The 24,779-nt window shown below is 64.5% G+C and carries 26 protein-coding genes; 12 read left to right on the top strand and 14 right to left on the bottom strand.

The window, feature by feature from the left end:
• Positions 1 to 85: 85 nt before the first annotated feature.
• Positions 86 to 766: an LLM class F420-dependent oxidoreductase gene (locus AB0I88_RS32120; RefSeq protein ID WP_361033209.1), complete on the top strand. Its 681-nt coding sequence runs from the start codon at positions 86 to 88 to the stop codon at positions 764 to 766.
• Positions 767 to 821: 55 nt separating this feature from the next.
• On the opposite strand, the gene AB0I88_RS32115 is transcribed toward AB0I88_RS32120, so the two are convergent.
• From AB0I88_RS32115 to AB0I88_RS32090, 6 genes are all read right to left on the bottom strand, one after another.
• Positions 822 to 1,193, bottom strand: coding sequence for a hypothetical protein (locus AB0I88_RS32115; RefSeq protein WP_361033207.1), 372 nt, complete (start codon positions 1,191 to 1,193; stop codon positions 822 to 824).
• Positions 1,194 to 1,549: 356 nt separating this feature from the next.
• Complete coding sequence (locus tag AB0I88_RS32110; RefSeq protein WP_361033204.1) at positions 1,550 to 1,690, bottom strand: hypothetical protein; 141 nt, start codon at positions 1,688 to 1,690, stop codon at positions 1,550 to 1,552.
• 566 nt (positions 1,691 to 2,256) lie between these two features.
• Positions 2,257 to 3,099: a hypothetical protein gene (locus AB0I88_RS32105; protein WP_361033200.1), complete on the bottom strand. Its 843-nt coding sequence runs from the start codon at positions 3,097 to 3,099 to the stop codon at positions 2,257 to 2,259.
• Between the two features lie 9 nt (positions 3,100 to 3,108).
• Positions 3,109 to 4,080 (bottom strand): DUF2726 domain-containing protein, encoded by a 972-nt coding sequence (locus AB0I88_RS32100; RefSeq protein ID WP_361033197.1) that lies wholly within the window; start codon positions 4,078 to 4,080, stop codon positions 3,109 to 3,111.
• A gap of 259 nt (positions 4,081 to 4,339) precedes the next feature.
• On the bottom strand, positions 4,340 to 6,001 hold the full coding sequence (locus AB0I88_RS32095; RefSeq protein WP_361033194.1) for an ATP-dependent helicase: 1,662 nt from the start codon (positions 5,999 to 6,001) through the stop codon (positions 4,340 to 4,342).
• Positions 5,998 to 7,941, bottom strand: a complete 1,944-nt coding sequence (locus tag AB0I88_RS32090; protein WP_361033191.1) for a TOPRIM nucleotidyl transferase/hydrolase domain-containing protein — start codon at positions 7,939 to 7,941, stop codon at positions 5,998 to 6,000. Before AB0I88_RS32090 ends, AB0I88_RS32095 begins: the two co-directional genes overlap by 4 nt.
• A gap of 320 nt (positions 7,942 to 8,261) precedes the next feature.
• On the opposite strand from AB0I88_RS32090, the gene AB0I88_RS32085 reads away from it, so the two are divergent.
• The 5 genes from AB0I88_RS32085 to AB0I88_RS32065 all read left to right on the top strand — a co-directional run bounded on the left by AB0I88_RS32085 (position 8,262) and on the right by AB0I88_RS32065 (position 12,895).
• On the top strand, positions 8,262 to 8,942 hold the full coding sequence (locus tag AB0I88_RS32085) for an LLM class F420-dependent oxidoreductase (RefSeq protein ID WP_361033188.1): 681 nt from the start codon (positions 8,262 to 8,264) through the stop codon (positions 8,940 to 8,942).
• Between the two features lie 569 nt (positions 8,943 to 9,511).
• Positions 9,512 to 10,219 (top strand): SDR family oxidoreductase, encoded by a 708-nt coding sequence (locus AB0I88_RS32080; RefSeq protein ID WP_361033185.1) that lies wholly within the window; start codon positions 9,512 to 9,514, stop codon positions 10,217 to 10,219.
• A gap of 10 nt (positions 10,220 to 10,229) precedes the next feature.
• Entirely contained in the window at positions 10,230 to 11,393 is a 1,164-nt protein-coding gene (locus AB0I88_RS32075; protein ID WP_361033182.1) for a hypothetical protein, read from the top strand.
• Positions 11,390 to 11,896: a hypothetical protein gene (locus tag AB0I88_RS32070; RefSeq protein WP_361033179.1), complete on the top strand. Its 507-nt coding sequence runs from the start codon at positions 11,390 to 11,392 to the stop codon at positions 11,894 to 11,896. Before AB0I88_RS32075 ends, AB0I88_RS32070 begins: the two co-directional genes overlap by 4 nt.
• A gap of 18 nt (positions 11,897 to 11,914) precedes the next feature.
• A complete protein-coding gene (locus AB0I88_RS32065) occupies positions 11,915 to 12,895 on the top strand; it encodes a class I SAM-dependent methyltransferase (protein WP_361033176.1) in 981 nt (326 codons plus the stop codon).
• A gap of 1 nt (position 12,896) precedes the next feature.
• On the opposite strand, the gene AB0I88_RS32060 is transcribed toward AB0I88_RS32065, so the two are convergent.
• On the bottom strand, positions 12,897 to 13,721 hold the full coding sequence (locus AB0I88_RS32060) for a hypothetical protein (RefSeq protein ID WP_361033173.1): 825 nt from the start codon (positions 13,719 to 13,721) through the stop codon (positions 12,897 to 12,899).
• A 31-nt stretch (positions 13,722 to 13,752) separates the two neighbouring features.
• On the opposite strand from AB0I88_RS32060, the gene AB0I88_RS32055 reads away from it, so the two are divergent.
• From AB0I88_RS32055 to AB0I88_RS32045, 3 genes are all read left to right on the top strand, one after another.
• Positions 13,753 to 14,484 (top strand): hypothetical protein, encoded by a 732-nt coding sequence (locus AB0I88_RS32055; protein ID WP_361033170.1) that lies wholly within the window; start codon positions 13,753 to 13,755, stop codon positions 14,482 to 14,484.
• 274 nt (positions 14,485 to 14,758) lie between these two features.
• Positions 14,759 to 14,893 (top strand): hypothetical protein, encoded by a 135-nt coding sequence (locus tag AB0I88_RS32050; RefSeq protein ID WP_361033167.1) that lies wholly within the window; start codon positions 14,759 to 14,761, stop codon positions 14,891 to 14,893.
• 106 nt (positions 14,894 to 14,999) lie between these two features.
• Positions 15,000 to 15,566 (top strand): SMI1/KNR4 family protein, encoded by a 567-nt coding sequence (locus tag AB0I88_RS32045; RefSeq protein ID WP_361033164.1) that lies wholly within the window; start codon positions 15,000 to 15,002, stop codon positions 15,564 to 15,566.
• Positions 15,567 to 15,606: 40 nt separating this feature from the next.
• On the opposite strand, the gene AB0I88_RS32040 is transcribed toward AB0I88_RS32045, so the two are convergent.
• The 6 genes from AB0I88_RS32040 to AB0I88_RS32015 form a co-directional block, all read right to left on the bottom strand.
• Positions 15,607 to 16,911: a S8 family serine peptidase gene (locus tag AB0I88_RS32040; RefSeq protein WP_361033162.1), complete on the bottom strand. Its 1,305-nt coding sequence runs from the start codon at positions 16,909 to 16,911 to the stop codon at positions 15,607 to 15,609.
• Between the two features lie 264 nt (positions 16,912 to 17,175).
• Positions 17,176 to 17,985: a hypothetical protein gene (locus tag AB0I88_RS32035; RefSeq protein WP_361033159.1), complete on the bottom strand. Its 810-nt coding sequence runs from the start codon at positions 17,983 to 17,985 to the stop codon at positions 17,176 to 17,178.
• Positions 17,982 to 18,518: a hypothetical protein gene (locus tag AB0I88_RS32030; RefSeq protein WP_361033156.1), complete on the bottom strand. Its 537-nt coding sequence runs from the start codon at positions 18,516 to 18,518 to the stop codon at positions 17,982 to 17,984. Before AB0I88_RS32030 ends, AB0I88_RS32035 begins: the two co-directional genes overlap by 4 nt.
• A 28-nt stretch (positions 18,519 to 18,546) precedes the next feature.
• A complete protein-coding gene (locus AB0I88_RS32025) occupies positions 18,547 to 19,584 on the bottom strand; it encodes a hypothetical protein (protein WP_361033153.1) in 1,038 nt (345 codons plus the stop codon).
• A 22-nt stretch (positions 19,585 to 19,606) separates the two neighbouring features.
• On the bottom strand, positions 19,607 to 20,017 hold the full coding sequence (locus AB0I88_RS32020) for a hypothetical protein (RefSeq protein ID WP_361033150.1): 411 nt from the start codon (positions 20,015 to 20,017) through the stop codon (positions 19,607 to 19,609).
• 266 nt (positions 20,018 to 20,283) lie between these two features.
• Positions 20,284 to 20,652 carry a hypothetical protein gene (locus AB0I88_RS32015; protein WP_361033147.1) on the bottom strand — a complete coding sequence of 123 codons (369 nt, stop codon included), beginning with the start codon at positions 20,650 to 20,652 and terminating at the stop codon, positions 20,284 to 20,286.
• Positions 20,653 to 20,673: 21 nt separating this feature from the next.
• Here AB0I88_RS32015 and AB0I88_RS32010 point away from each other — a divergent pair, with 21 nt between their 5' ends.
• A complete protein-coding gene (locus AB0I88_RS32010; RefSeq protein WP_361033144.1) occupies positions 20,674 to 21,069 on the top strand; it encodes a hypothetical protein in 396 nt (131 codons plus the stop codon).
• A 78-nt stretch (positions 21,070 to 21,147) separates the two neighbouring features.
• A complete protein-coding gene (locus AB0I88_RS32005; protein ID WP_361033141.1) occupies positions 21,148 to 23,118 on the top strand; it encodes a hypothetical protein in 1,971 nt (656 codons plus the stop codon).
• Positions 23,119 to 23,394: 276 nt separating this feature from the next.
• On the opposite strand, the gene AB0I88_RS32000 is transcribed toward AB0I88_RS32005, so the two are convergent.
• Positions 23,395 to 23,691, bottom strand: coding sequence for a hypothetical protein (locus AB0I88_RS32000; RefSeq protein WP_361033138.1), 297 nt, complete (start codon positions 23,689 to 23,691; stop codon positions 23,395 to 23,397).
• Positions 23,692 to 23,954: 263 nt separating this feature from the next.
• Here AB0I88_RS32000 and AB0I88_RS31995 point away from each other — a divergent pair, with 263 nt between their 5' ends.
• Positions 23,955 to 24,695, top strand: coding sequence for an SDR family oxidoreductase (locus AB0I88_RS31995; protein ID WP_361033135.1), 741 nt, complete (start codon positions 23,955 to 23,957; stop codon positions 24,693 to 24,695).
• Positions 24,696 to 24,779: the final 84 nt, after the last annotated feature.

Here is a 24,779-nt window from a genome sequence, read left to right as displayed (position 1 = left end):
TCCGGTTGGACACACTGATCGCCTGCCGCCTCAGCCCATCTCCGGCTAATCTATCGACAAGCCCTCGAGCATCGAGGGCTGTCGTGTGACTGGATGTGGTAGCAGAACAAACTGGGATCACTTCTATCCGCTGAGCGGTGAGCCGGACGGCCTGCACTTCGAGTGCTGGACCATGCTGGCCGCCTGGGCCGAGTCCACCTCCCGGGTGGAGATCGGCGCGCTGGTGGCCTGCAACAGCTACCGCAACCCCGACCTGCTCGCCGACATGGCCCGCACCGTCGACCACATCTCCGAAGGCCGCCTGATCCTCGGCATCGGCTCGGGCTGGTTCGAGCGCGACTACACCGAGTACGGCTACGAGTTCGGCACCGCCGGCGGCCGCCTCGACGACCTCGCGACCGCGCTCCCCCGCATCGAATCCCGCTGGGAGAAACTCAACCCCAAGCCGACCCGCGATATCCCGGTGCTGATCGGCGGCGGCGGCGAGAAGAAGACCCTGCGCCTGACGGCCAAGCACGCGAACATCTGGCACAGCTTCTCCGACCCGGAAACCCTCGAACGCAAACTCGGCATCCTCGGACAGCACTGCGCCGACATCGGCCGCGACCCGTCCGAGATCGAGATCTTCGTGATGGGCAACACCGAGGACCGCGACAAGATGTACGAACTCGGCGCCCGCCTCTTCACCATCCACACCGGCGGCCCCACCCCCGACCTCACCGAACTCCGCGAATTCCTCGCCTGGCGTGATCAACGCAACGCATGACGGAATCGGGCAGGCAACCGATCGGATCATGATCGGCCCTGCCCGGACTTCCCTACTACTGGGCCGCCCAGTAGGCGAAGCATTCCTGCTGACCCGACACGGGGTCTCCGACGAATGAGTCCCCGGGAGCACCGGTCTTCTTGTTCACCACGAGCGGGGCGAGCGACGGCTCTCCGGACTGTTCGCAGTCCAGGCTGAGGATGTCGAGCGGGTCGCCGAACTGAAGGTTGTGATAGCGGCGATCGATGGCCATAGCCAGCTCGCCGTAGGTGATGGTCTCCCCACGGCGAGCCGCGGCAATCAGAATCCCGCGGATGACCGGAAGCGCCTCAGCCATCAGATCCGTGAATCGGACCGTACCGCCGTCACGCCACGCAATGACCACGTCATCGCCGATCTGCCAATCGAAGTGCGTACTCGAACCCATCTTCGCCCTCCCCTGGTACCGTGGCGAGGATTCTGCCCCATCCCGGTGCCCCGTTGCCGGTCGCTCCTGGCGAGTTAACGCGTGGACAGTGGACGCATGAACAGTTGACGCGTGGAAAGTATGGTCCGGCCTCACCCAAACGATCACGTCTGAACTGGGCCCGGCTGACGCGGCATAGTGACACCGCTGCGGAGGGTCGGCTGCCCTGGCACCGTCACGAGGTTTACCACGCTATGCGTGGCGCGCGGTTACGGTCGTGTTCATTGAGCGTTGACCGGCCCGTCCGATCTGAATCACTCGAACCGCTCACCGCGAACAAGCCGAGCCCATCGTCGGTTCGGCCACGGGATCGACTCTCACACGATGGCCAGCGCCGTCCGGCTCCAGACTGTTACCTCGATCGTGCCGTGGCCATACCAGCCCTCACCTCCGGTGAAGGCCGTCAAGTTACGGTCGACGCTCAGCATATCGATCTCGAATTCGTCCTCGGCGCTCAACCTGTAAGGCTGCGCAAGAACGAGCGCCGACCTTCCCGCGTGGTTCCAGCGGGTGACATGCTCCTTCAACCATCCGCTGGTGAGTACGCAACGCTGGACGGCACAACGCCCTACTCGCAGCCAATGGAGATCCTTGCAAGAGGTATTCGCCAACTGGAGACCGTACTTTTCTGCCCACTGAACGAGCCGCTGCCTCGTAGCGACCTCAAGGTTGGGACCGTATGGCCAATCCTGGCGACCGAGAATCGGCCTGGCCGCCACGTCGAGATCATCTACGAGCCTTCGCTCGGCCAGCGTGGCGTGACGCTCGCAGACTCGGCGACCGTCGGGATAGATCAAGCCGTCCCAGTGACAACACCGCCGACTAGGGTCCACCACCAGCTCCCTCACAACAATCGGATCAACGCTCATCAGCAGATGTGCTTGAAACCCGACACGGAATCGGGTGTCAACCTTGCCAGGCTCATGCAGGCGCGTACAGGAACTCCTCTCGGAGAAGATCGATGTTCACTCCGATGGGCGTCAGCACCTCGCACACTCGATCTCCACCGGCCTCCGGGCAGTTCTCATTCTCTAGGCCGTGTCGCCATCGTCCAAGGGGAGGAACTCGGCTGCGTAGTAGCGGCGAAAGCAGCCATGTCCAGTCGGCTCGGCAGCAAGTTGGGAGAGGGCGTGGCGGAGTACGAGCTAAGCGGCTCGCTGCCGATGATGATGGTCATTAGGTGTTGGGTCGCCGCTTTGACGAATGAGGGGTCGGCGACGGCAACGGCGGCCTCCACGTGCTGCGTGTCGGCTTCGGCGGTCCAGTTGGCGCTGCCGAGCCAGACTAGGTCCGGCAAGAAGCGGATGCCTGAAAAGTATTCGTCATCTTCGTAGGTGCCACCGAGAACCAGCATCTTGGTGTGGAGTAGTGGCTTTCTCCCATCCTGGCGGTAGCCGTACACCCTTACCGGGCCTAACGCGCTACCTGACCGATCGCCCGGCTGAACGATCCGTGGCGCGCCTCCGGATTGTGCCGGGGCAAGGTCGCGGATGTCGGTGAGCCACTCCGAGTGGACAGGGCTTCCGTGTTTGTAGAGGTGATGGACGGCCGAGGATGTCCGGTTCTGTGGCTTGTTGATCACGATGCAGGTCGGCATTGATGCGAGCCGCTCGGCGATGCCTTCGTGGTTGAACCACGGAACGCATCCGACTGCTGCAGGCCAAAACCGGCCTCGTCCCCGCGCGACGTGCCGGTCGAGCAAGTCGCAAAGTCCAGCGATGACACCGTTAGGTCCGTTGCCGAACCAGTGCCACGTTTCCTTGGACTGTTCCCTCCCCACGAAAGGGAGGTCCCAGCGGCCGGTCGTGGCGGCGTGTACTTCTCGTTGAAGCCGTTTGATGCGGGTCTCCGGCTCTGCGTCGGTCAACGTCACTCCTCAAAGAGGTTCTTGGCTGGGACTGGGCGGGTGCCGCAGGTGGCTCATCCGGACGTTGATCGTGCTGGGAAGAGGACCGCTGGCCCTCATCGCGCCTCCGGTGCCTGAGCCCCGAAACCCGCCAGCGTCGATGGCCTCTTGCACCTCCGCCATGTAACGCGCCAGCCGACGCTGATCGCATGCCACGGGTTCGCCGGTTAACCATCGACGTGCAAGGTCGGCGAACTCGGCGACCGCCAGCTGGCTGGACAGTTCGCTAGGCGACATGCCTTGGAAGAGGAAGTCGCGAACGCGAACACGAGACACCAGGTAGCGGCTTGAGTCCACCGCCATCCAGGCATGCGTCTGCACGCCCCGCGATTCGACAGCCGTCGTGTGCCACTCGTCGGGGGCGAAGAACGGAATTTTGCCCGCCTCGTACATACGAAGGAGTTGGAGACGCGGTTCGTGGTCGAGAGTGTTGAACCCGAGGCGACCATCGTCACCGCGGCGCAGGAACGAGGCCGCATCGAAGGGTTCGTCCCACGGAACCGTTCCTGCCTCTTGCGCGGCAAGAAAACCCTCCGAGAGGTAGAAGGCGTCGACCACGTAGGTGAGCACCGACCAACGGCCTCGCTGTTGCGTGAAGTCGCTGGTGATACGCAACAGCGGCAGCTCAGCCCATTCACTGAGTTGATCTTTGAGCTGATCGCGTCGCCGAGTTGCGGGGTCGGTCCAGTGCTGAGCGCCGTCGAGTTCGACAGCGAACTTGGGCATGGACGTCTCGGCCTGGATCATGACGAAGTCGTAGTGGGCTGAAAGCCCGTAGTGTTTCGCGACCCCCGTCAAGGAATCTACGTTCATCACATCGGCAACCCGAACCTTGGTGAGCAGGCGATCTCCGTGCTCGGCGGCCACTTCGGTCAGAAGTTGATCGGTCACCTTCTCGTAGCGGTTCACAAGGACCGGACGAAGCCGGCGCTTCTCGTCCACTCTCTCTGAATAGCACGATGAATGGATCTTCGCTTGAGGGTCTCGCGGCGGCGAGCAGCGCCCGCCGGCCTTGGCATGGGAGCCGCCCCGGAGAGTGTTGGGCCCTCGCTACGAGGATCTCCCCCTGAAGCCAAGGCTGTTCCGTCTTCTCAGCGGCTGTTGTCGTCGAAAAATCACTGTCCAGGACGTACCGATCCGACCAGCGCGACACGCCAGCCACCGACCATGCCGTTCAGATACGACGACGTGGTTTGGATGGTTAGTACCCGTCGGCGAAGCCGAGCAACGTCTGATATGGCCTGCGCCACTCGTCCCACCGCCCAGTGGCGGCGCTGGGCCGGTCGCGATGCTCGACGTGAGTCAGGACGAGGTGCTGTTTCGCGCGGGAGATCGCGACGAAGAACTCCGACATAATCGTCGTGAAGTCTCTGCTCCAGAAGAGCTGCGTCTCTACCCCAAGCACTACGACCTTCTCGAATTCCAAGCCTTTGCATTTGTGGATGGTCAGGATTCGGACGGCGTCGGATTCGGAGAGCCTCCGCAGGGCGAGTACGGCGTCGCCGTCGATGGCGAGTTCCCGTTCGAAGGCAGCCATTGTCTGCACGATGAGGTCGTCGAGCCGGTTACCTTGCTGGTAGCTGGCCGACAATGCGGTCAGCACCGGTCGGGACACCAGGCGCAGGAATCCAATGACGAGGTTGCGCCACCCTACGGGATTGCCAGAGGTGAAAGCTACATCGCGTACAGCGACCCGAGCCGTGGTGATCATCCGTTTAACCTGGCTGTCGAAGCGGGCCACCTCATCGTCGGAGGAGTTCGTGCGAGTCACAATTCTCATCAGGTCGGCGTAAGCGTCAGGCTGCCGATCGTCAGCGATCACCCGAAGAAAACTGAGCACAAGGCTGGCGATCGGCTCTGCGGTGAGGTCCTGACTTTCCTGTTCGTTACGGAAGGCGATACCGCGGGTGCGCAGTTCGTCGCCGAGCACTGCGGCGACCAGGTGCGGCTGGTTGCGCACAAGCACAGCGATCTCGTCCGGAGGCACCCCTTGGCCGAGCCATCCTGATAAAAGATCGCCGATTGTTCGGGCTTCCTGGTGCTCGTTAGAGAGGCCGAGGACGTCGATAACACCATCATCACCGACCAGATCCTCCGCTGGGCTGACGGCGCTGGGGTCCATCTGGGCGATCATCCGGTTCTGCATGCGCCGCAGTCGTGGCGCGGAACGGAAGTTCTGATATAGCGGCAGCCGGACGGCGGAAAAGTCGTCCGCGAAGGTCTCCAGCACACCGTCGAGCGCACCGGCCCACAGCATGATCCGCTGTTTGGTGTCGCCGACTGCGGTCAATACGGCGGTCGACGGCCCGAAGGCCGCCTTGATCAGCTCATACTGGTTCGCTGTGCAGTCTTGGAACTCGTCGAGAAATACGTGACTGTAGGTCTGGTGTAGGCCCCGCCGGGCATAGACGTTGGCGTGAACAATCTCCAGCCCAAGCGGAACCAGGTCCTCGAAGGTGATCTGCTTGCGGGCGACCCGATCCTGTCGATCGATGCTGTAGTCAGCGTCAAGAGCGTTGACACCGGTCAGCGTCGGCCGAAAGTTGTCAACGAGGCGCTTGGCGAAGGCGTGGAAGGTGAAACTGTCGAACCGGTCCGCGAGCGTCGGCCCGCAGCGGCGGCGGACCCGTTCGGCCAGATTTCGAGCGGCGTCGACCTTGAACGAGACCGCCAGAATACGGCGCGGGTACGGACACTGACCAGTACGCAGCAGGAAGTCTGCACGCTGGGCAAGCAACTCCGTCTTCCCTGCGCCGGGCCCGGCGGCGACAACCGCGTTGAGGTCGCCTGCTGTCGCCGCTTTCAGCGCATTCGGTTCCAGCGTCAGGCCCTCTGCGGGCCGCCAGTGCTCGGGGCGGATCATTCCGGCAGGCCGCCCAGGATCGCGCGCACATGCTCGATCATCCTGGTAAGCACCATGGGTAGTTCTTTGAGCAAGTGCTGGTCATCGAGGCTGGCCAGGGCGCTCAGATGTGTCGCAGGCTTGCTGCTGAGGTCGAACTTTCGGTGATACTCGTCGAAAAGGTAAAGGACCTCGCTGCCAAGGCGGATCTCGTTCTTGTGGCTCTTTCCAAGCACGGCCACGACGGTCTTCGGGTCCGGTTGCGCGGGAGAGTCGACGGCATAGGCGATCGAGTAGGCCGCCAGCATCATGAGGTCAAGGTCGACTGGCTCGGAGAAGAAGACGCCATGCTGCTCCAGCACATCGATCGGGCCGAGCCCACCGCCGATGTCGGGGCCGCATCCGGGCTGCGGAAAATCGCAGTCGTCATCCCATTTCGGCAACTGGTCGATCTGGATTTCCGCGAACGTATTGGGTCGGACTGCATTGAGCTGCCGCATGGCGTTGCGCACTCTGCCCCACCCACCGTGATAACGGCCGCTGTCCAGGTCAAGCAGGGTGACGTGCGGGATGTGTAGCTGGTTGAGCAGCCGCCAGAAGTGGTTGACGTGCCGACCGCCCAGCGGAACCACCGACACGGAGGCGTCGTCTTCGGCGATGCCGGCTGCGGCTAGGACTCGGGGCAGTACCACTTGCTCACTGTCGCCTTCACCCAGCACGACGAGGCGGGAGAAGTACAGCTCCGGGTACGCCTGGACCGCCTCGCGGACGTACTTCGCGGCCAATTCGTCGTCCGTCGGAACAACGATGCGCTTGACAGTCGTCCGCCGGGCGGCGTCGAGCCGCAAGAAGCGGATCGTGTCCGGGTCAACCCGTCGTAGCAGAGCCGGCGCGTGCGTGGCGATCAGTGCCTGGACGTCGCCGGCCGAGCATGCGCCGCGCACCTGACGGATGATGCGGCCAAGATACTGCGGTGCGAGGCTGTTCTCCGGCTCCTCGATCTCGATCACGATGTGCACAGGAGGGCGCAGCCGATCTGGATCCAGGGACGTTTCTTCACCCCGCAGAACCCGTCGGACCAACGATTGCCAGGAGAGCACGAGTGAGATGTAGAGCAACGACTTCTGTCCGTCACTGAGCCGGTCGAATGGGAGGGAGGCCCCGTCGTGCGATGGGGAGAATGTCACCGTGAGTTGACGCAGCACCCCCTCAAGATCGCCACGCCCGAAGGCGATCGAGGGATCTCGGAAGTACCCGCCGCTGTGCAGGCTCTGCCACTGCTTGGTCAGGTGCACGCCGATACCCGCCACCGCGGCGTTGGCAACCAGTGTGTCGGTGATCTGCGCAGATAGATCGCCAAGCACCTCCCGCTCGCTCGTCCAGTCCGCTGCTCGCAGGCTACGTCCAATCAGCGAGGCCGCTGTATAGGCGATGTGATCTACCGGGTCGCGGCGGGCTGGAAGGTAGTACACCTCGATCTGTGCACGGTCGAAACGGCTCATCTGAGTACAGCTGGTCGGCACCCCTGCTGCGTCAGCCTGCAGCACGTACTCGATCTTCTCGTCGATGACTCCGTCTGCGGCCAGCTGTGCCGTCAGCCGAACTCGAATCTGCGGGATCCCGTCCGCCGTATCGATCCTCATATGCGCGAAAAAAGGCGGTACCGACGCGTGTGTCCCGTCGGCCCCCGCTTCGGGGCACCACACATCGACCTCTAGCCAGAGCGTCGGTTGGGTATCCTGCACCTCACTGGCGGACCGATCGACCGGCACGTGAAAGTCCTCAGGCCGAATCTGACGCTGCGCGGCCAGTGGGCTGAACAACCGGGAAAGCGCCTCCAAGGCAGCAGTCTTGCCGGAGCCGTTCGGGCCGAGAACGTAAGTCAAGTCATCAAGATCGATCGTTGTCGGCTCAGGGCCGAACGACTGAAAGTTGCTCAGCCTCAACGCAACGATCTTCATCGACAGTCTCCCGTTCCTCACAGGCTGTGTGCCAACAGGCCATCCGGCGGCGAAGCCTAGTCGCCTGCGAATCGGAAGCCGTCCCCCAAAAGGTCGAATTCACCTCATCGGGAGGGGCCACACGTTCTCGTCGTATAGTCATCGGCTGCCTACCAGCGCTGGGTCAACTGGCTGGCGCTCGCCCGCCGCCGTTCCGCCGGCACATCCACAGCAGGCGCCACCCGAACACGCCGCCCGACATCTGGGTCGACTTCTGCCTGTTCAACTCAACGCCAGGGATAAGATTCAGGCCGAGTTCTCGGCCATCGAGGGCTTGTCGTGTGACTGGATGTGGTAGCAGAACAAACTGGGACCACTTCTACCCGTTGAGCGGCGACCCGGACGGCCTGCACTTCGAGTGCTGGACCATGCTCGCCGCCTGGGCGGAGTCCACCTCCCGAGTGGAGATCGGCGCACTCGTCGCCTGCAACAGCTACCGCAACCCCGACCTGCTCGCCGACATGGCCCGCACCGTCGACCACATCTCTTCCGGCCGCCTGATCCTCGGCATCGGCTCAGGCTGGTTCGAACGCGACTACACCGAGTACGGCTACGAGTTCGGCACCGCCGGCGGCCGCCTCGACGACCTCGCGACCGCGCTCCCCCGCATCGAGTCCCGCTGGTCTCGTTTGAACCCACCGCCCACCCGCAAGATCCCGGTGCTGATCGGCGGCGGAGGCGAGAAGAAGACCCTGCGCCTCACGGCGAAACACGCCGACATCTGGCACAGCTTCTCCGACCCGGAAACCCTCGAACGCAAACTCGGCATCCTCGCCGGTCACTGCGCCGACATCGGCCGCGACCCCTCCGAGATCGAGATCTCCGTCATGGGCCACACCGAGAACCGCGACAAGATGTACGAGCTGGGCGCCCGCCTCTTCACCATCCACACCGGCGGCCCCACACCCGACCTCACCGAGCTCCGCGAGTTCCTGGCCTGGCGCGACGAACTCAACGCATGACACGCACGGAGAGGGCTGAACCACCGGCTTCCGGCGTTCAGCCCTCCACCGGAAGGGCATCGGCCGCCGTCGCCGGGCCGCAGCGTCAGACCCGGCCGAGATCGATCTCGATGGACTCGGCTGCGAGTTCGGCACCGCCGGCGGCCGCCTCGACGACCTGGCGACCGCGCTCCCCCGCATCGAGTCCCGCTGGGGTCGTCTGAACCCGCCGCCCACCCGCAAGATCCCGGTGCTGATCGGCGGGAGCTCGGCCACCGCGAGCGGCTCGCCGGCGATGATTCCGCGGCGCAGGGCCGGCCTCATGACCCGGGTGATCAAGGAGATCGTTCCTCGCCCGGCGCGGCGAACTCAGCGGATAACGTTCAGGAATCAGAACCGGCCGATTGCCGAGCGCACGCCTCGGATCAAGTGGATCAAAAGTGTGGCCAGGCTACATGCGTGCTGTCCCTACGCTTTACCGCCGGCCACGCCTGTCGTACCTATCACTCGCGTCGGCCTTGCTATATCGTCCACTCAGGTTCACGTGCCGCAGGCTAAGCAGGCTCGACCGCGAGGAGAGACGGGTCCAAATGAGAGTTTCCCTTGTCACCGGTGCAACACGGGGCATCGGCGCTGCCATTACTGCTGAACTACGGCGTCTGGACCACCAAGTCATAGGGCTTGCGCGACATCGCCCCTCGGACTGGGAGGGCGAATTTATCGAGTGCGACGTACTGGATGAGAACTCACTCGAGGAAGCATGTCGGAGAATCGAGGAGCTGTCGACGCTCTGGTGCCTGGTCAATAATGCAGGTGTGGGGCATGCCGACGCAATTGGCGAAATCAACCTCGCCGACATGCGCCGGGTCTTTATGGCCAATGTCTTCGCGCCCGCGCTGTTGACGAAGGCGGCCGTCGGCCGCATGACAGACGGCGGACGAATCCTGAACATTTGTTCGACAGCCGGACTCGGCAAGGAGGAGCGGAGTAGCTATGGCTCCTCAAAGGCGGCACTCGCATCGCTGACTCGAACGTGGGCACTGGAACTGGCCCACACCGGCATCACGGTGAACGCGATCAGTCCGGGACCGATTGAGACAGAGCTGTTCCGCAGCCGAAACCCCGTGGGAAGCACTGGCGAGGCGCAGCAACTCAAGCAGATCCCGGTCAAGCATTTCGGAAAGCCGGCGGAGGTGGGCACCCTCGCCGCGACGATCCTGGGTGAAAATTTGTCATACCTTACCGGCCAGGTCATTTATCTTGACGGTGGCCTGTCGGCCGGAAAAACTTCTATCTGAGTGGACTGATGTGGCGGAGCACGTCACGCCGGAGCGCGCGAGAATCCGGCTACTGGCCTACCTTGACCTGAACTGCAGGGCAGCTTTCGAGGCGTCTGGCCTTGAACAGGCGACTCTGGAAGCCTACCGGGTGGGCGAGGACGAAGTCGCAAGAATCTGCTCCGTGCTAGCCAGGTCAACGCCGCCGCTCCGGCCCGCCAAGGCATTGGATTTCGCCATCGGGGCGGACGGCGATCTGTACTCCGTCCGCGCCGATATAGATCCTTCCAGGCCATCGATCTTCGTGATCAGCATCGAGCCGTATCCGCCGTCGACCATCCGGCGCGTCACGAGGTCGACTTCGATAAGACCGCCCAGTCGCTACAAGTATGTGATCGGCTCCTCCACCGAAGAGACGGTTCGCTGCCTGGATGCGACGATGGATGCCGCCGTCCGAATGCTCGAAGGGCTCGGCGAATGGATAGAGGATCAGATATTCCAAGCAATGGAGGCTGCAAGTCAAAGGATCTCTGAGGCAGTTTATGACATACTGGGAATATTGGGAGCGGAGGCTAAGGCCGGCCGTGTCGATGTCGCACTGATAGGCAGAAGGCGTGGATGGCGCGTGCCTAGCATAAACACGCTGAGCAGGTCCCTCTCCGCACTCCGGAACTCCATGGCGGATACGCACGCGGATCTTCTGGCGGCTACGTTCGTGAGCACCTCCTTGCCTCGGGAGGAGTTGCTGATGAGCCGGGCGCTCAAGGCTCACGACGCGATTGTGGTGCCGTTTCGTGAAGCACCGTATGTCATGTCGGGATCATATTTTGGCATTGCCTGCCAGTTGCTGGACGGAGCTACCACAAACATCATCCACCCGGTCTTCGAATCCGAAGGCCTCAACGTATTGTTGATATACCCGAAGAGCGACGACTCCCTTCAGTCCCTAATCAACGAGAAGACCGAGGAGTTGAGCTCGTTCGTAACCACAAACATTCGATCCTTCGAGAAGGCGCTGGAATTCATTGACGTCCCACCCACACTTTCTGACGTAGGGCGCCTGAGTGTGCCCCAACTCCGCGTGTATGAGACTCTCGACGAGATCGAGGCGGACGCTCGCGAGAAGAAAGACCGGCGCAATTCCAAGCCGAAAAGGTGGTTCCGTGGAGGAGGCACCGCAGGAGACGACGTGTGAAACGTCCCGTGCTGCGTCTCGCTCGCTGGTGGCTCTATTCTGGCCTGTCGGTCGATATTTGGCTCGCCTTCGCGATCGCAGGCGTTACCGCATGTTCTTATCTGGTGCACACCGACCTCGGAGCATCCCTAAGTGCGAGCCTGCTGGCAGAAGCGAGTTGGCCGACCTACATGCAGACGCTGTCCGGTGTATGTGCCGCCCTGCTGGGCTTCGGAGCTACATCCTTCACGCTTCTTCTGGCAGTCGGGACCGGCAGGCGGGGCAAGTTCGCTCTGCAGTCGGTCGGTCGTGGCCTGGGTGAGATGCTGGCTCGTTGCCTCGGCTCTCTCATTTTCGTGGCGCTGCTGTTCGCCGTATCAGGCGGTCTGAGGCCGTCCCTATGCATACCAGCGTTCGGTGCCGGGCTCGCAGCCGCAGTAGTTTTGATGACATTGCGCATTTCGCGGCTCTGGTATTTGCTTGTCCGGATATTGCGGCTATATTTGATCGACGTCAGCGACTGACTATCACCGGAGTACGCCGTGGACGAGTGGACGCCTGCGATCATATTCAACTCTGGCGTCCTGGCGCATGCTATTGCTGCCGCAGACCAGTTCGGTGTCTTTGAAGAACTGGATAGAGCAGATTCCCTGAACATGCGCCTACAGGACTATGCCGAGCAAGATCGTTCGTTCGTCCGCCACACCCTTGAATTGCTGGCGATCGTGGAGGTCGTCATTGAAGTGGATACGGACGTCTGGACGAAGGGTGCCATGTTTGATCAATATGCCGCCATGAAGGGCTTCTTCTCCTGGCTTTTCGCAGGTTCCGGAGCGGCCCTCGTATACGCTGCCCATCCTGCGAAGTCGTCACGAGGCACCGATCCGGTTCGTCGTGAGAGTGGGATTATTGCAAGGTCCACGGGTGACTTCGGAAAGGCAATGCTGGACCCGGTTGTCGCTTCGTTTCCCGAAGTGGCAGGAGCCAATAAGGTTGCCGATCTAGGATGTGGTGACGCGAGCAGGTTGATTCATATTCGGCGGGAATGCGGTGCCGCCGGGCTGGGAGTGGACCTCTCCAGCGAGGCTGTCGAGAGGGCTCGTGCGAATATCCTGTCTACCGGTTATCGTCAAGAGATCGAGGTGACGGTGGCAGATGTCCGCGTACTCTCGAGGACGACTCTCGATCCTGATGTTGACACGGTGACATGCTGTTTGATGGGCCACGATCTGTGGCCGCGGCCAACCTGCGTGTCGTCGTTGCGGGAGATCAGAGCTGCTTTTCCGAATGCGGACCGCCTGGTTCTCCTGGAGACTGTGCGAGCCGAAACCGCTAAGCGTGTCACGGACGGAATACCGTCGCTCGGCTATGAATACCTTCATGAAGCGATGGGCCAATACATTCCTGGGCTGGATGAGTGGCTCGAGGTCCTACCCGATGGCGGCTGGCGGGTGGACAGGGTGGTTCCAGTAAGTGTTCCGTCGTCCACCTACGCCTTCATATGTATGCGACTGGAAATCTAGTTCAGGTCCACATAGCGACTTTACTCGGGGACACATAGCCTATAAGCGACGAAATTGTTACGCGCTCGCCCGACACTCCTGTGACCGCATGAATCATCGAGCCGTTGAACACATATAGGTCGCCCGGCTTGACGTCAAGTTCAAGTGATGGGAACTCCTGAACATACTCGGCCGGATATGGCCCGCCGGTGTAGGTCGTTCCGAACCGCTCACGTTCCTTCTCGGTCGGAAAGTGCTGCCAGAGCAGGAGTCGGCCACCATCGCCGTTGGCGAGGCATAGATTTATGCTTCCCACCGCACTCGGCTCGACCGACTGAATCTCGAATCCCGCTTGTCGAGGATCGCTGCACTGTGCGATGTCCTCGTGCGGAATGAGTGCAAATCGGCCCACCCCGTTCCATGACCTGATGATCGGAGCGCACGCCCGCCGGCCGTTATGGACCGCTCTTCCTACTTCCACGTCCCGCACAGCCATCTCGCCAACCAATTGCTGCTCGAACCTGTGCCATGGGCTGGTGCTCGCCCGGCCCAGAGTCAGTTCGAGCCCCGCGCGGATGGCATCGCAGTCGTCAAAGTAGTCATCCAAGTCCTTTCCCCAGTGGAAAGACCCGACGTACTCTCCGGTGGCGTCACCGGCTCTCTGCCGACGAGACGTCGAACTCCTGAACGCGAAAAGCAGTTCTTGGCACTCCTGAGTTGTAGCGAACTGGCGAACCACTACGCAAGTCAATTCGCCTTTCAATACTCCATCGATTAGACTGATGTCTAATTTGTCCGACTCCACTATACGGAAACGATCGGTGCTGATAGGGTCGAGCCGACTCATGTGAACCTCTTTCCAGGCGAGGTGTGGGGGAATGTCCAGTGTCGGCCGCGCGCGCCGTTTGGAGCGACTGCAAAGCAGCGACGGGACATACCGTGTCCTAGCGCTCGATCATGGAGTGACGATGGGATGGACCTTCGAGCAGGAAGATCCATTTGATATTGCTCTCGCTTGCGCACCGCTTGGCGTTCAAGGGGTAGTGGCACACTTCGGACTCTTACCCAGGCTAAGCCAAGTAAGGGGTGTTGAGCTAGTCATGCAGACCCATGCAAGCACTCCCGGGGACAAGGCCAAGGACGTTGTGGCCCCTGCCTCCGTCGCGCTGGAGCTCGACTGTGCGGCGATCGCGGTAGAGTACAACGCAACCGGCTCATCCCGTCAAATGGCGAATGCAGCGGCTGTTGTTCATGCCGCGCACGCAGTGGGGCTCGTTGTTCTGGTGATGGCGAATTACGACCGATCATCGTTCCGGAGTCTTGGCCAGGCGATCGTTGCCGCCAGCCAGCTGGGTGCAGATCTTGTTAAGGTTGCGCTACCGGATCGGCCCGACCGAGATGCCCTGGCCTGGGGCAGGCGAATTGTTGAGTCGTCGCCCCCGTGTCTACTCGCAGGAGGAGACGTGGACGTCGATCTCAGTGAGTCGGTTGCGCTGGCAACCGACCTCGGATTCAGGGGTTACTGCATCGGACGCAAGTTCTTTACGCCGGATGGGCGTCGGGACGCGTTCCATGCTTTGCGCATGATGGGCGGCACGTCTATTTCTTGATTGTGCTGCACCAATCGACTTGATCATTTCATTGAAAATCGAATTGCAGCGGTCAGCCTCGCCCCTTCGTCAAGGGTTCCCAAGGAGCGGGCCGGGAACGCAGAAGTGCCTTCCGAAACGAGTCATGCCGCGCTGCCATCGTCTCTGATCTCCTCACTGTTCGATCCACCGCTCTTGCCGTGCCGGAAACCGCTGTCGGCTGCCCGAAGCACTGGCCGCGGCGCCTGATCCACGGGCCCGGCACGGTGGCCGGCACCAGCTCAGCGTCGTGGTGGTGACCGCCGCGATCGCGGGACGGGTGGCCGACGTGCCGGACACGACGGTCCAGGCATCGGGCATCGCCATGCGCTGCCGGCGCGACCACGTCACCTACCGCGCCGGACGCGGCGCACACTGGAGCCTGACGTGAAAGGCACCCGGCGTCAGAGTTCCACCGTGTCCACGGCCCGTCCCGGCCTGGTCTGATCTCTGATACGGCCGGTGGCGGCCACATCTGATCTCGAGGAGGAACACCGATGCCCGGTGATGAAACGGCCGCCTTCGCCCAGTGGCGGCGGGCGGTGACCTCGGCCGACGAGAACACCGAGCCGCCGGTCGCCTGGGCCGACTTCGAGTCGTCACTCGGTCTGCGCCTGCCGGCCGATTACAAGGCCTACATCGACGAGTACGGCGTCGGTTTCGTCAACCGGCTGTTCGTGGTGCGGCATCCGACAACCACGGAGGCCGGGTTCAACCTCCTCCAGGCGCCCGAGCAGTGGGAGGCGCCGGACGCCGAGCAAGAGTATCTGGAGACGCACCTCACCGCTCCGCCGCTGCCCCTCGGGATCGGCCGGGACCGGCTGATGCTGTGCGCCGACAGTGACGGCACCCAGATCTACTGGGACACCAGCCAGGACGACCCGGACTCCTGGAGTGTGGTGGTCGGCGACGACGACGGCGACACCTGGCAGGCACTCGACCTGACACTGGTCGAGACATTGCTCCAGCTTTTCACCGGCCGGCTGCCCGAACTCGGCTTCGACCAGGCCGGTTACGTGACCGGCGAGATCCGCATCCAGCGGAACCCGTTCGCCCGGACCTGAATGTGCCTGTCACCGGCCCCGCACCGAGGGTCCAGCGGTCTCATCGGCCGGCGCCGGGCGGTGCCGACGGGGGCTGCTGATAATGCTGTGGGTGCGATGGGTAACCAGGCGGTGGCGCATATCCGGGTGGTGGCGGATAACCGGGCTGCGGCGGGTACGGGTAGCCCCCGGCCGGCGCGAGCCGGTCCCGCTTCCGGCGGCGGTTGCCGACCACGAGCCAGATGATCGCGACGATACCGAGCACCGGCAGCAGGCCGATGATCGCGAAACCGGCGATCGCCTTGCCGGTCAGGCCGACCCGGGTTCCCCGATCGGCCGCCACCCGGTCGGTGCCGGCCGACGCGGTCCCGCTCCCGGTCCCTGCCACGCCGCCGAGCGGATTGGTGGTGACGGACGGCACCTCCGCGGTCAGGGCCTTCAGGATGTCGAGACGGCCGAATCCGTACCTCTCGTCGCGGCCGGCCGGACCGGCGTCGTCCGCCGTGGTGATCAACCGGTTGATCACGTCGGGTGCTTTCAGCTCCGGGTACTTCGCGCGGACCAGCGCAGCCGCACCGGACACGATGGCGGCCGAGTCACTGGTGCCGACGCCCTTGCGGAACCCGCTGGTGTTGCCGGACGCCCGTGAGGCGGTGCTGACGATGCCGTCGGCAGGGGCGCTGAGAACGACCCGGTCACCGATCGCGGACAGATCCCACGCCTTGCCACCGCGCGACGTGCCGCTGACCGCGATCACCCCGGGGATGGCCGCCGGGTAGCCGACCTCGTAGTGCCCCTGCTTCAGGTTTCCGGCGCCGGCCACCACCACGACGTCCTTGGCCAGGGCGTACTCGATCGCCTTGGTCAGATCCTCGGCCGGCTCGTTCTGCGCGAAGGACAGGTTGAGCACCTGGGCGCCGTTGTCGACGGCCCATTCGATCGCCGCGCGGTTGGCGACGTTGTCCTGTCCGTCGGCGGCGCCCTGCACCGAGAGCACCGTCGCCTGCGGGGCGATGCCGAGCACGTGGTTGCGGCCACCGCCCTTGCCGACGATGACACCCGCCATGCCGGTGCCGTGGCCGTCGGTGTCGGGCTTGACCGTCGTGGGGACCGTCGAGTCGAACCGTGGCCCGACCTTGATCCGGCCCTTCAGGTCGGGATGGCCGGTGTCCACGCCGGAGTCGACCAGCCCGATCAGCACACCCCTGCCCTTGGTGATCTGGTGGACCTGGTTGATCCTCAGCTCGTCCAGGTACCACTGAGCCTGGCGGACGGTCTCCGCACGCGCGGCGCTGCCGGGGAGCACGACGGCCAGCCCGGCGGCTATGACGACCAGTGTCCGCGTCAGCGGTCGTACACGACGCATTTCTAACGTGATTCCTCTCCGGGCCCGGTCAGGCGGTGACGCCGGGCGGAGTGGCGCTGCCGCCGCTCCACCCGCCGTCGTCCTCCTGGAGCCAGGTAGATTACTCGCCTTCATCTGCGCCGTGGGCACCGTGCCCACCACCGCCCGCCCTGCCAGCACGACCGGCGCCCGGGCCACGGCCATCATGACCGACGTCCGCGCCGCCATGGCCCGCCCCGGAGCGACCGACGGGCCCGGCGCCGACCGGAGCCGCCGGCGTCTGAATCAGCTCGGCCACACGTACATCGTCACGCTTTTCGGCTGGATGCCGGGCGGCAGCCAGGTGGGCAGGGTGTGGCGGCTCGTGCCCCGGCGGTACTCGTCGCTCTCGTCGTCGGGTAGTGCCTTCTCGATGTCCCACCAATGGGTACGGTCGACGAACCAGCCGCCGATCAGGCGCCCGTCGGCGGACCGGTACGCCAGGCCGTAGTTCGGCTCCTTGAACCCGGCGGTGGGATTGTTCACGTCGAAGGAGACGTGGTCCCACTCGTCTTTCGAGGTGGGGCGGTGCTGCAGTGTGAGGTTCTGCGCGGGCAGCAGCACGGTCCGGGGCGGCGGCTTGCCCTCCCCGTTCACGTACAGCACGATCCCCGCGACCCGGCCGGCCTCCTCCGTGCCGACCTGGAGAATGCCGCCGAGCTCGACGGCTCGTCGCGCCGGCAGGTAGGCCCAACCCGCGTTGACGATCGCCTGCCAGTCGTTCAGCTCCTCGGAACGCCACCCCCGCCCGGCGCCGTCCACGAATCGGAAGCGGACATGAATCCTGACCGGCTGATCCGTTTCGTTCCGGAAGACCGCCGCAGCACCGACGATGCTCCGGGTGGCATCGCCCTCTGGTACGGGGAAGGTCTCGAACCCGCGCTCGTCGACGGTGACACCGTCGGCGATGTCGTCGCGCAGCAGCGCCGGGTCGGGGCTGGTCGACGGCTCGGGCGGGTCGTCGTTCTCCGGCGGCCCGGTGCAGCCGGCCGCCACGACGAGGCCGGCCGCTCCGAGCGCGGCCGTGAGCAGGTGACGTCGCGGGATCTGATTCACCGTTCCCTGTCCTTGTATTTCAGGTACAGCTCATGCCGCAACTCGGTGTGTGCTCGCTGATGGTCCTCCTGGAGCTTCTTCATCGCAGTGTCGGCGAGACGAAGGAACCCCTGTTCGCCGTGACGGTCGAGGACATCGGGCGCGATGCTGACGCTGAAATCGAGGAGACCGGCCGTCGTCACTTCGATCTCCCGTCCCGGCGAGCAGCCATGTGCGGTGAGTCTCTCGCCCCGCTCCAGGTACTCCCGGTGCCGGATCGAGAACGGCGGGCTCAGCGGGCTGTAGCGCTCGAAACCGTGCACGCGCATGACCTCCCGCCGCGCCTTCTGGTATGCCGTGGCCATCAGGGTCGCGCCGCGCCCGAGTTGATGTGCCAGGGTCCCGGCGTCGCAACGCCGGTAGTACTGCTCGTAGCTGTCGTGCACGAACCGCAGGGTGATGTGCCGGAGGGACTCCACCCGCCCTTCGATACGCCCGTCGGGTGAGGTCGCCGTGACGACTATCGCGTGGAGATCGTCCACGATCGCGGCCATCGCTTCTCCCCTCCTCGGCGCGTGCGGATCAATACTCCGGCGAATGGGCCGGGTCGGGATTGTGCGAACCCATCCGTGGCCGTTCCAGGTTGCTGGTGCCCACACCCAACGGTTTCGACCGGAACACCTCCAACGCCGGAACCATGGACCTCACCCCGCTGCCGGACGTTCGCAAGAGAATGCCTCCGTTGACGACCTGGTCGTGGAATCCGTCGATGATGTCGTGGAGTTCCCTGTCCGAGGCGCTGAACTGGAGGCGGAGCTTCTCGGTCGCGTCGAGAATGCTCTGCCAGATCGCGCCGACGCTGTCGCCCCCGATGTCCGCGTCCCGGGGCGCGTCCGGCTCGTACAGGTCCTTGGCCACGCCGAGACCGGCGGAGCCGACGGCCGCGACGACGCTGGCCACGGCCATCCCGGCCGCTCCGGCGCCCGCGGACAGCACGCCCAGTACACCGATGGCGATGTTGAAGGTCAGGTTCTTGCTCTCGGTGGATCCGCACAGCGACTGCGGGTCGTAGGCCGCGATGACCTCCTCGGCGAGGTTGACGAGTTCGACCACGTCGTTCTGCGCCTGCCGGACCTGCTCCTGGTAGCCGCGCAGCACCAGCCAGAGGAGCGCGATGGTGTTGGCCTGGAGGAACACCATGCCGCCCCACCGGTCGAGATAGCCGCTGCGGACGGCGTCGATGGTCTGGCCGCGCCAGCCGGCCTGATTGGTGCGGAAGTCCGCCATGAACTCCGGCACGAGAGCACCGAGGCTGAACAGTTCGGCGTCCTCGATGCTGGTGACGCCGGTGTTGGTGAGCCGCTGGTGTGCGCCGCGCAGGGTCTCGATCGGCCCGTCGAACGCCGAGGGTGGGGGAAGCTCCATGTAGGGCCCCCAGATCTCCTGGGCCTTCTCGGTGGCGTAGTTGCGGAGCGTGACGTCGCTGACGTACGGGATGCCGGTTACCTGGACCAGTTCCTCGAGCGCGTCGGTGTCGCCGGCGCGGGTCATGACCTTGTTCACGAGCGTGTTGACGAGGCTGCTGATCGCGAACTCGAGACTCTGCGGGAACTCCGCCACCGTGGGACCTCCTCCCGGTCCGTCACTTCGGATAGTCGCCGGCGTCGTGGCCGACGGTCCATTCGTCGTTGCCCGGGGAGCGGTCGCCTTGCAGCCGGTCGCGGGCGTCGTACATCTCGCGGGCCGCGGTCTCGTCCTCGTGGGCGAAGCGGTTGAGCGCGGCCTCCAGGCCTCGCGACAGCTCCCACAGGTTTTCGCTTGTCTCGCCGGCGGCGCTCCAGACGACGTCGCGCAGCCGGGTCCAGCTGTCCTTGAGGGCCGGCGCGCCGAAGTAGCCGGGCCGGTCGAGCTTGTCGTCGTAGCTCGCCGTGGTCTCGCACGCGTTCCGGATCTCCGCGTACTCGTCCGCCAGGCGGGGCAGGTCGATGCGGGCGGCTTGGCGTAGCCGTTCGAGCGGACCGCCGAACACGGCGCCTCGCATTTCGTCGCTCATGGCCGATCACCCCCGCGAAGTGAAACGCATTCGATATTTCGCGTGCCACCCACTCATGTCCGGCCAGGTTATCAATGCCTTCAATGCCCGGAAGCGCCTTGCTAATCGAATTCGGTCAAGATCTCAAGGGTTGCGCCGGTCCCAGGGCAGCCAGTACCGGTAGCGTGGACGCGGCGCCGGCGGGACGCCTCCGGATGCGCTCCGATCGTCGGCCTCGATACGGGCCGGCAACTCGGGACCACCGGCCGGCGCGCCGTTCCCGCGGTTCAGGGCTGGTCGGAGGAGAGGATCAGCGCCTGCATGGCGGTCAGCGCTTCCTGCATCGGATGAACGAATCGCCGGCGGAAGCCTTCGGAGTCCTGGTAGGGGCCGATGTAGTCGGTCAGGACGGGAAGGGTGGCCAGCGGCACCTCCTGATCCGCCTGAACGGTCGGCCGGAATGTTTCGAATTCGCTGAGGATCGAGCGGAGGAAATCCTCGGCGGAACTGATCGACGTTCTTATCCGGGCGCTCGTGGCGAAGCTCTCGGTGTCGGCGCGAAGCACGTGCGAAAAGGTCTCGAACCACAGCTGCGCGTCAAGGACCGTCTGCATGAGTTCGTCGTAACGGTCGACCTTGACCCACGGCGTGTCCACATCCCGCGCGTAGGTGAGGGCGTGAGCACGCAGCAGCCGGCGTGCTCTCTTGACGGTGTTGTACTGCTCGACGAGCTCGCGAAGGTAGCGTTGCCGGGACTCTCGCACGAGGATCGCACGGTCCTCGGCCCGCCGGGCGCGTTGCGCACGCTGCTCGGCGTCCCGGTTGAACGCCTGATAGATCAAGGACACCGCCCCGCCGAGGAGCGCGATGAAGACGAACTGCAGCAGGACCTTGTAGGCCTCGGCTCCGACGGCCTTGGTGACGGTCTCCGCCCGGGTGATGAGCAGGATCGCGAAGGCCAGGCTGACGAGCAGGAACGCGGCGATGGCGGCGGTGAGCCGGCGAGCGCGGTTCGGACGGTGAGCGTCTATCGGGCCATCCTAGCCAACGGGAACACCCTCGCAAGCCGGTGAGCCCGGCACCGGAAAGATCGACGGACTTTCCTAGAATCCCGTCCGGGGTGACAGGCTCAGGGGCGCCGAGGAGTGATGATGCCCGGGGATGACGGGAGTCCGCAGTTCGACGAGGCCGCGCAAAAGGCCGTTGACGAGTGGCGTAAGCGTACCGGTGCGAATCTGGAGCTCATGAGAAGAATCGTCACCGGTGGCACCGATGACGATCTGTTCTCGGCAACACTGTCCACACCCCTCGACGGCTATCGAGAGATCATCGTCAAGAGGTGCCGGCCCCGCCCGGACGGGGGATTCGAGTCCGTTCGTCTCAACAAGGCACTGGCAGCGAACCGCGAGTTCGCTGAGAGACATCTCGTCACGCAGGTGTGCGACCCACTGCCGGTCGCCGACGGGGGAACCGTCCTCCTGCAACAGATCGCCAACGACTCCCTGGAGAACAGTCAGACGCTGGCTCAGGCGCTCCAAAAGAAGCATGGTTGGCATGACTGGACCGAAACGGTAAAGGATCTCACGCGACAGCTGATCGACGGATGGGGATACGGTCGCGAACCAGAGACCACGGACGCGAAGTCTTTGCTGCGCTCCATTCTGAAGCACCGGCTGAGCCCCGAGGGAAAGCTCGCGAAGTGGCTCGAAATGCACTTTTCCGCGGCCCTGAACACGCGGAACACCAAGCTGCGCATCTTCGGAGAACGGTCGCCTCTGGCGAACCCCTGGGCCCTGGCATCCGATGAGACAGACTTCGGCTCGAATGTCGAGGTGCAGAACTGGACAGGCAACAGCCACGGCGATCTGCATCCGGGAAACATCATCGTTCCGAAGGATGCGAAGAGTCGGGCTTCTTTCCGCCTGATCGATCTCAGCCGTTTCGAGGAGAAGGTACCGCTCACCCTCGATCCGACGTACCTCCGTCTCACCGCGATCGCTCCCCGGCTGATGGACCTGGAGCACAACCACCGAGCCCAAGCCGAGCTGGTCGACCTCCTCGTCGCCCGCCCCACCGACAAGGAGAGATGGGACGAAGTCGAGCCCGACATGGTCCCGTTGCTTCGTGAGGTGCGTTCCGTCGGCGACGAGTGGCTCAAGAAACGGGGAGTCGCAGAGAAATGGCACAGGCTGAACCTGCTCGCTCTCTGCGCCAACGGACTCATCCTGACGTCCCGGAACAACCTGACGCCGGAACTGCAGGAGTACTACTTTCGCATCGCCTGCCGGGCCGCCGACGAGTTGCTTGGCGATGAGGAGTCGTCGCCCGCGTACGCGAAGACGGACGTGGAGGCTTCCAAATCCGTCGTGCCTCTCATGGCCATCCCGCCGAGGCCTCAGGTGCCCGCCCGGCCGCAGTGGGAGCTTCTGCCGCGGGAGGTCGACGTTCGATGGAGGAAGGATCTCGGCGCCAGAGTCGAGCGTGATACACCGGAGTCGATCGAGATCCACCTGATTCCGGTGGAGGACCTGACTCCCTGGAGGCTGGCTCTCACCGATCTCGAAGGGATCGATGGCCACCTGCGCGAGTCGGGACGGCGAGACGGCTTGTTCCCGCAGGATCTGGAGCTGCGCACACGCTTCGGCGCCGTTCGGGCGAAGCGGGTTTCCTCCCCTGACGACAGGGTGTGCCTCGTGGTCGGGGACGTCGACGAGGTGGCTGGCCTCGCGGTCACCCGGCAGGGTGGAAGGTCGGGGTGGGTTCCGCTCCTCCGCCGTGGTCACCTCGCTGTTCTCGACCGGGGCGAGGTCACGAAACAGATCCGGCAGCTGATCGAGACGCTCTCCTCGCTGCCGATCGGACACGGCCGCCGGGTGGCCCTGGCGGTCGGACTCGAACCGGCTCAGCGACTCACGATGGCCGACCCCGACGGCCCGCCGCGCTTCGCCCAGATTCTGCGGCCCCACATCCGCCCGCCGGTCCAGGACATGATCGAATGGCGCTGGCTCGAACAGGCTCCGGACGCGGTGAGCGATGAGCTCGCGGCCCGCGTCGCAGCCGCCTTCCGGGAGTCGTGGCAGCCGGGGTACCACCACGACGCGCGGAGCGTCATTCCTTCGTGACGGCGCCGGACGCGGTGACCCGGCAGGTGAGAGTCTCCTTCGTCCACGGGCGTGGCGCTCCGCGAACAACAAGACCCTTCATCTCCGGTACGCCGTGCGCCGTCCCCACCGAATCCGCCCCGTCCCGTCCGCACGGCGCGAGCGTCTGCCAACCCGGCCTGTGCCGCGGCCGCCGGGCTGAGATCGGTGGCCGAGAAACGGCCCCCACCTTCGGTGGAGGCCGTTTCGTCTATTTGATAGCGGATCGTCCGCCGTCGTCGGCTCGGGCAGGGCAGATCAGCAGTGCTTGCTGTTGTACCCGCCGAGGCCGCCGCCGAGCAGGCCGAGGCCGTTGCCGCTGAGGATGTCGCTGGCGTTGACCGCGATCGGAACCTGAATGCCGTTGAGCAGGCCGATGTTGTTGACGTCCTTCATGCTGGCGGACGCCACACCCTGGTAGCTGGTCTCCGAGCAGTCGATGTCGATCTCGAATCCGGGCGGCGGGCTGCCGGCCTGCGCAGCGGCGGGCGCGATCATCAGGGCGCCGGCAGCGAGAGCAGCCACGGCGAATGCCTTACGGGTGTAGTGCTTCATGTTGACCCAGTAGCCTTTCTGTAGGAGGGTCCGATTTGCCCTGATCTTAGGCAGACCGATGAGACACCCGCAGGGGAAACCAATCTTGAAACATGCCGGAAATAAGCGAACTCCCTATCGAAACTACTATAAATTGGGACGTAAGGTCTGATTCCGCCACAATCTCCCACAGATCCGGCTTTTCCCGGTAGCCCAGTCGAGCGACCAGCCTCACCGCACGGCTGCGGCCGACGGCCACGCCGTCCACACGCGAGGATTACGGCATGTCTAACCCCTCCTTCGTGGTGACCGGTGCGGCACAGGGGATCGGCCGGGCGATCGCGGAACGGCTGGCGGCCGACGGGCACGTGGTCGTCCTGGACGTCGCCGACCGGCTCGACTGGCGGCAGGATCGGGTCACGCTGGTTCACGGCGACGCCGCCGACCCGGCCGTGGCCCAGCGGGCGGCCGTCACAGCCGAGGCCGCCGGCCCGTTGACCGGCTGGGTCAACAACGCGGCGGTCTTCCACGACGCCGGGCTGGCGGCCGATCCGGTCCGGCGCGTCCTTCACCTGATCACCGCGAACCTCGCCCTGGCCGTGACCGGTTGCCACACCGCCGTCAACCACCTCCGTGCACACCGCCGGGCCGGCGCGATCGTGAACGTCTCCTCCCACCAGGCACAGCGCCCGGTCCGCGGGGCGCTGCCCTACGCCACCGCGAAGGCCGCCATCGAGGGCCTGACCCGGGCGGTCGCCGTGGACCACGGCCCGGACGGGATCCGGGCCAACGCGGTGGCGCTCGGTTCGATCACCACCGAGCGGTACGAGCGGTACCGCGCCGAACACCCGCAAGCGGACGCCCAGATGGCCGCACTGCATCCGCTGGGCCGGGTCGGCACACCGGCCGAGGTGGCCGCCGCCGTCGCCTTCCTGCTGTCCCCGGCTGCCGGTTTCATCAACGGTGCGATCCTGCCGGTCGACGGCGGCCGCGCGGTCAACGGCCCCGACCCGGAGGCCCGCTGACCGGCGCTCACCCGCCAGCCGAGCGGTCCTGGCTGGTCGTGGGCGCTGTCCCAGACGCTCCGAGACAGCGCCCACGACCAGCCG

This window comes from Actinoplanes sp. NPDC049802, from assembly GCF_040656595.1.
Classification (GTDB): Bacteria; Actinomycetota; Actinomycetes; order Mycobacteriales; family Micromonosporaceae; genus Actinoplanes.
Note: the sequence above shows the minus strand (reverse complement) of the source record. Positions and strands in the feature narration are given on the sequence as shown.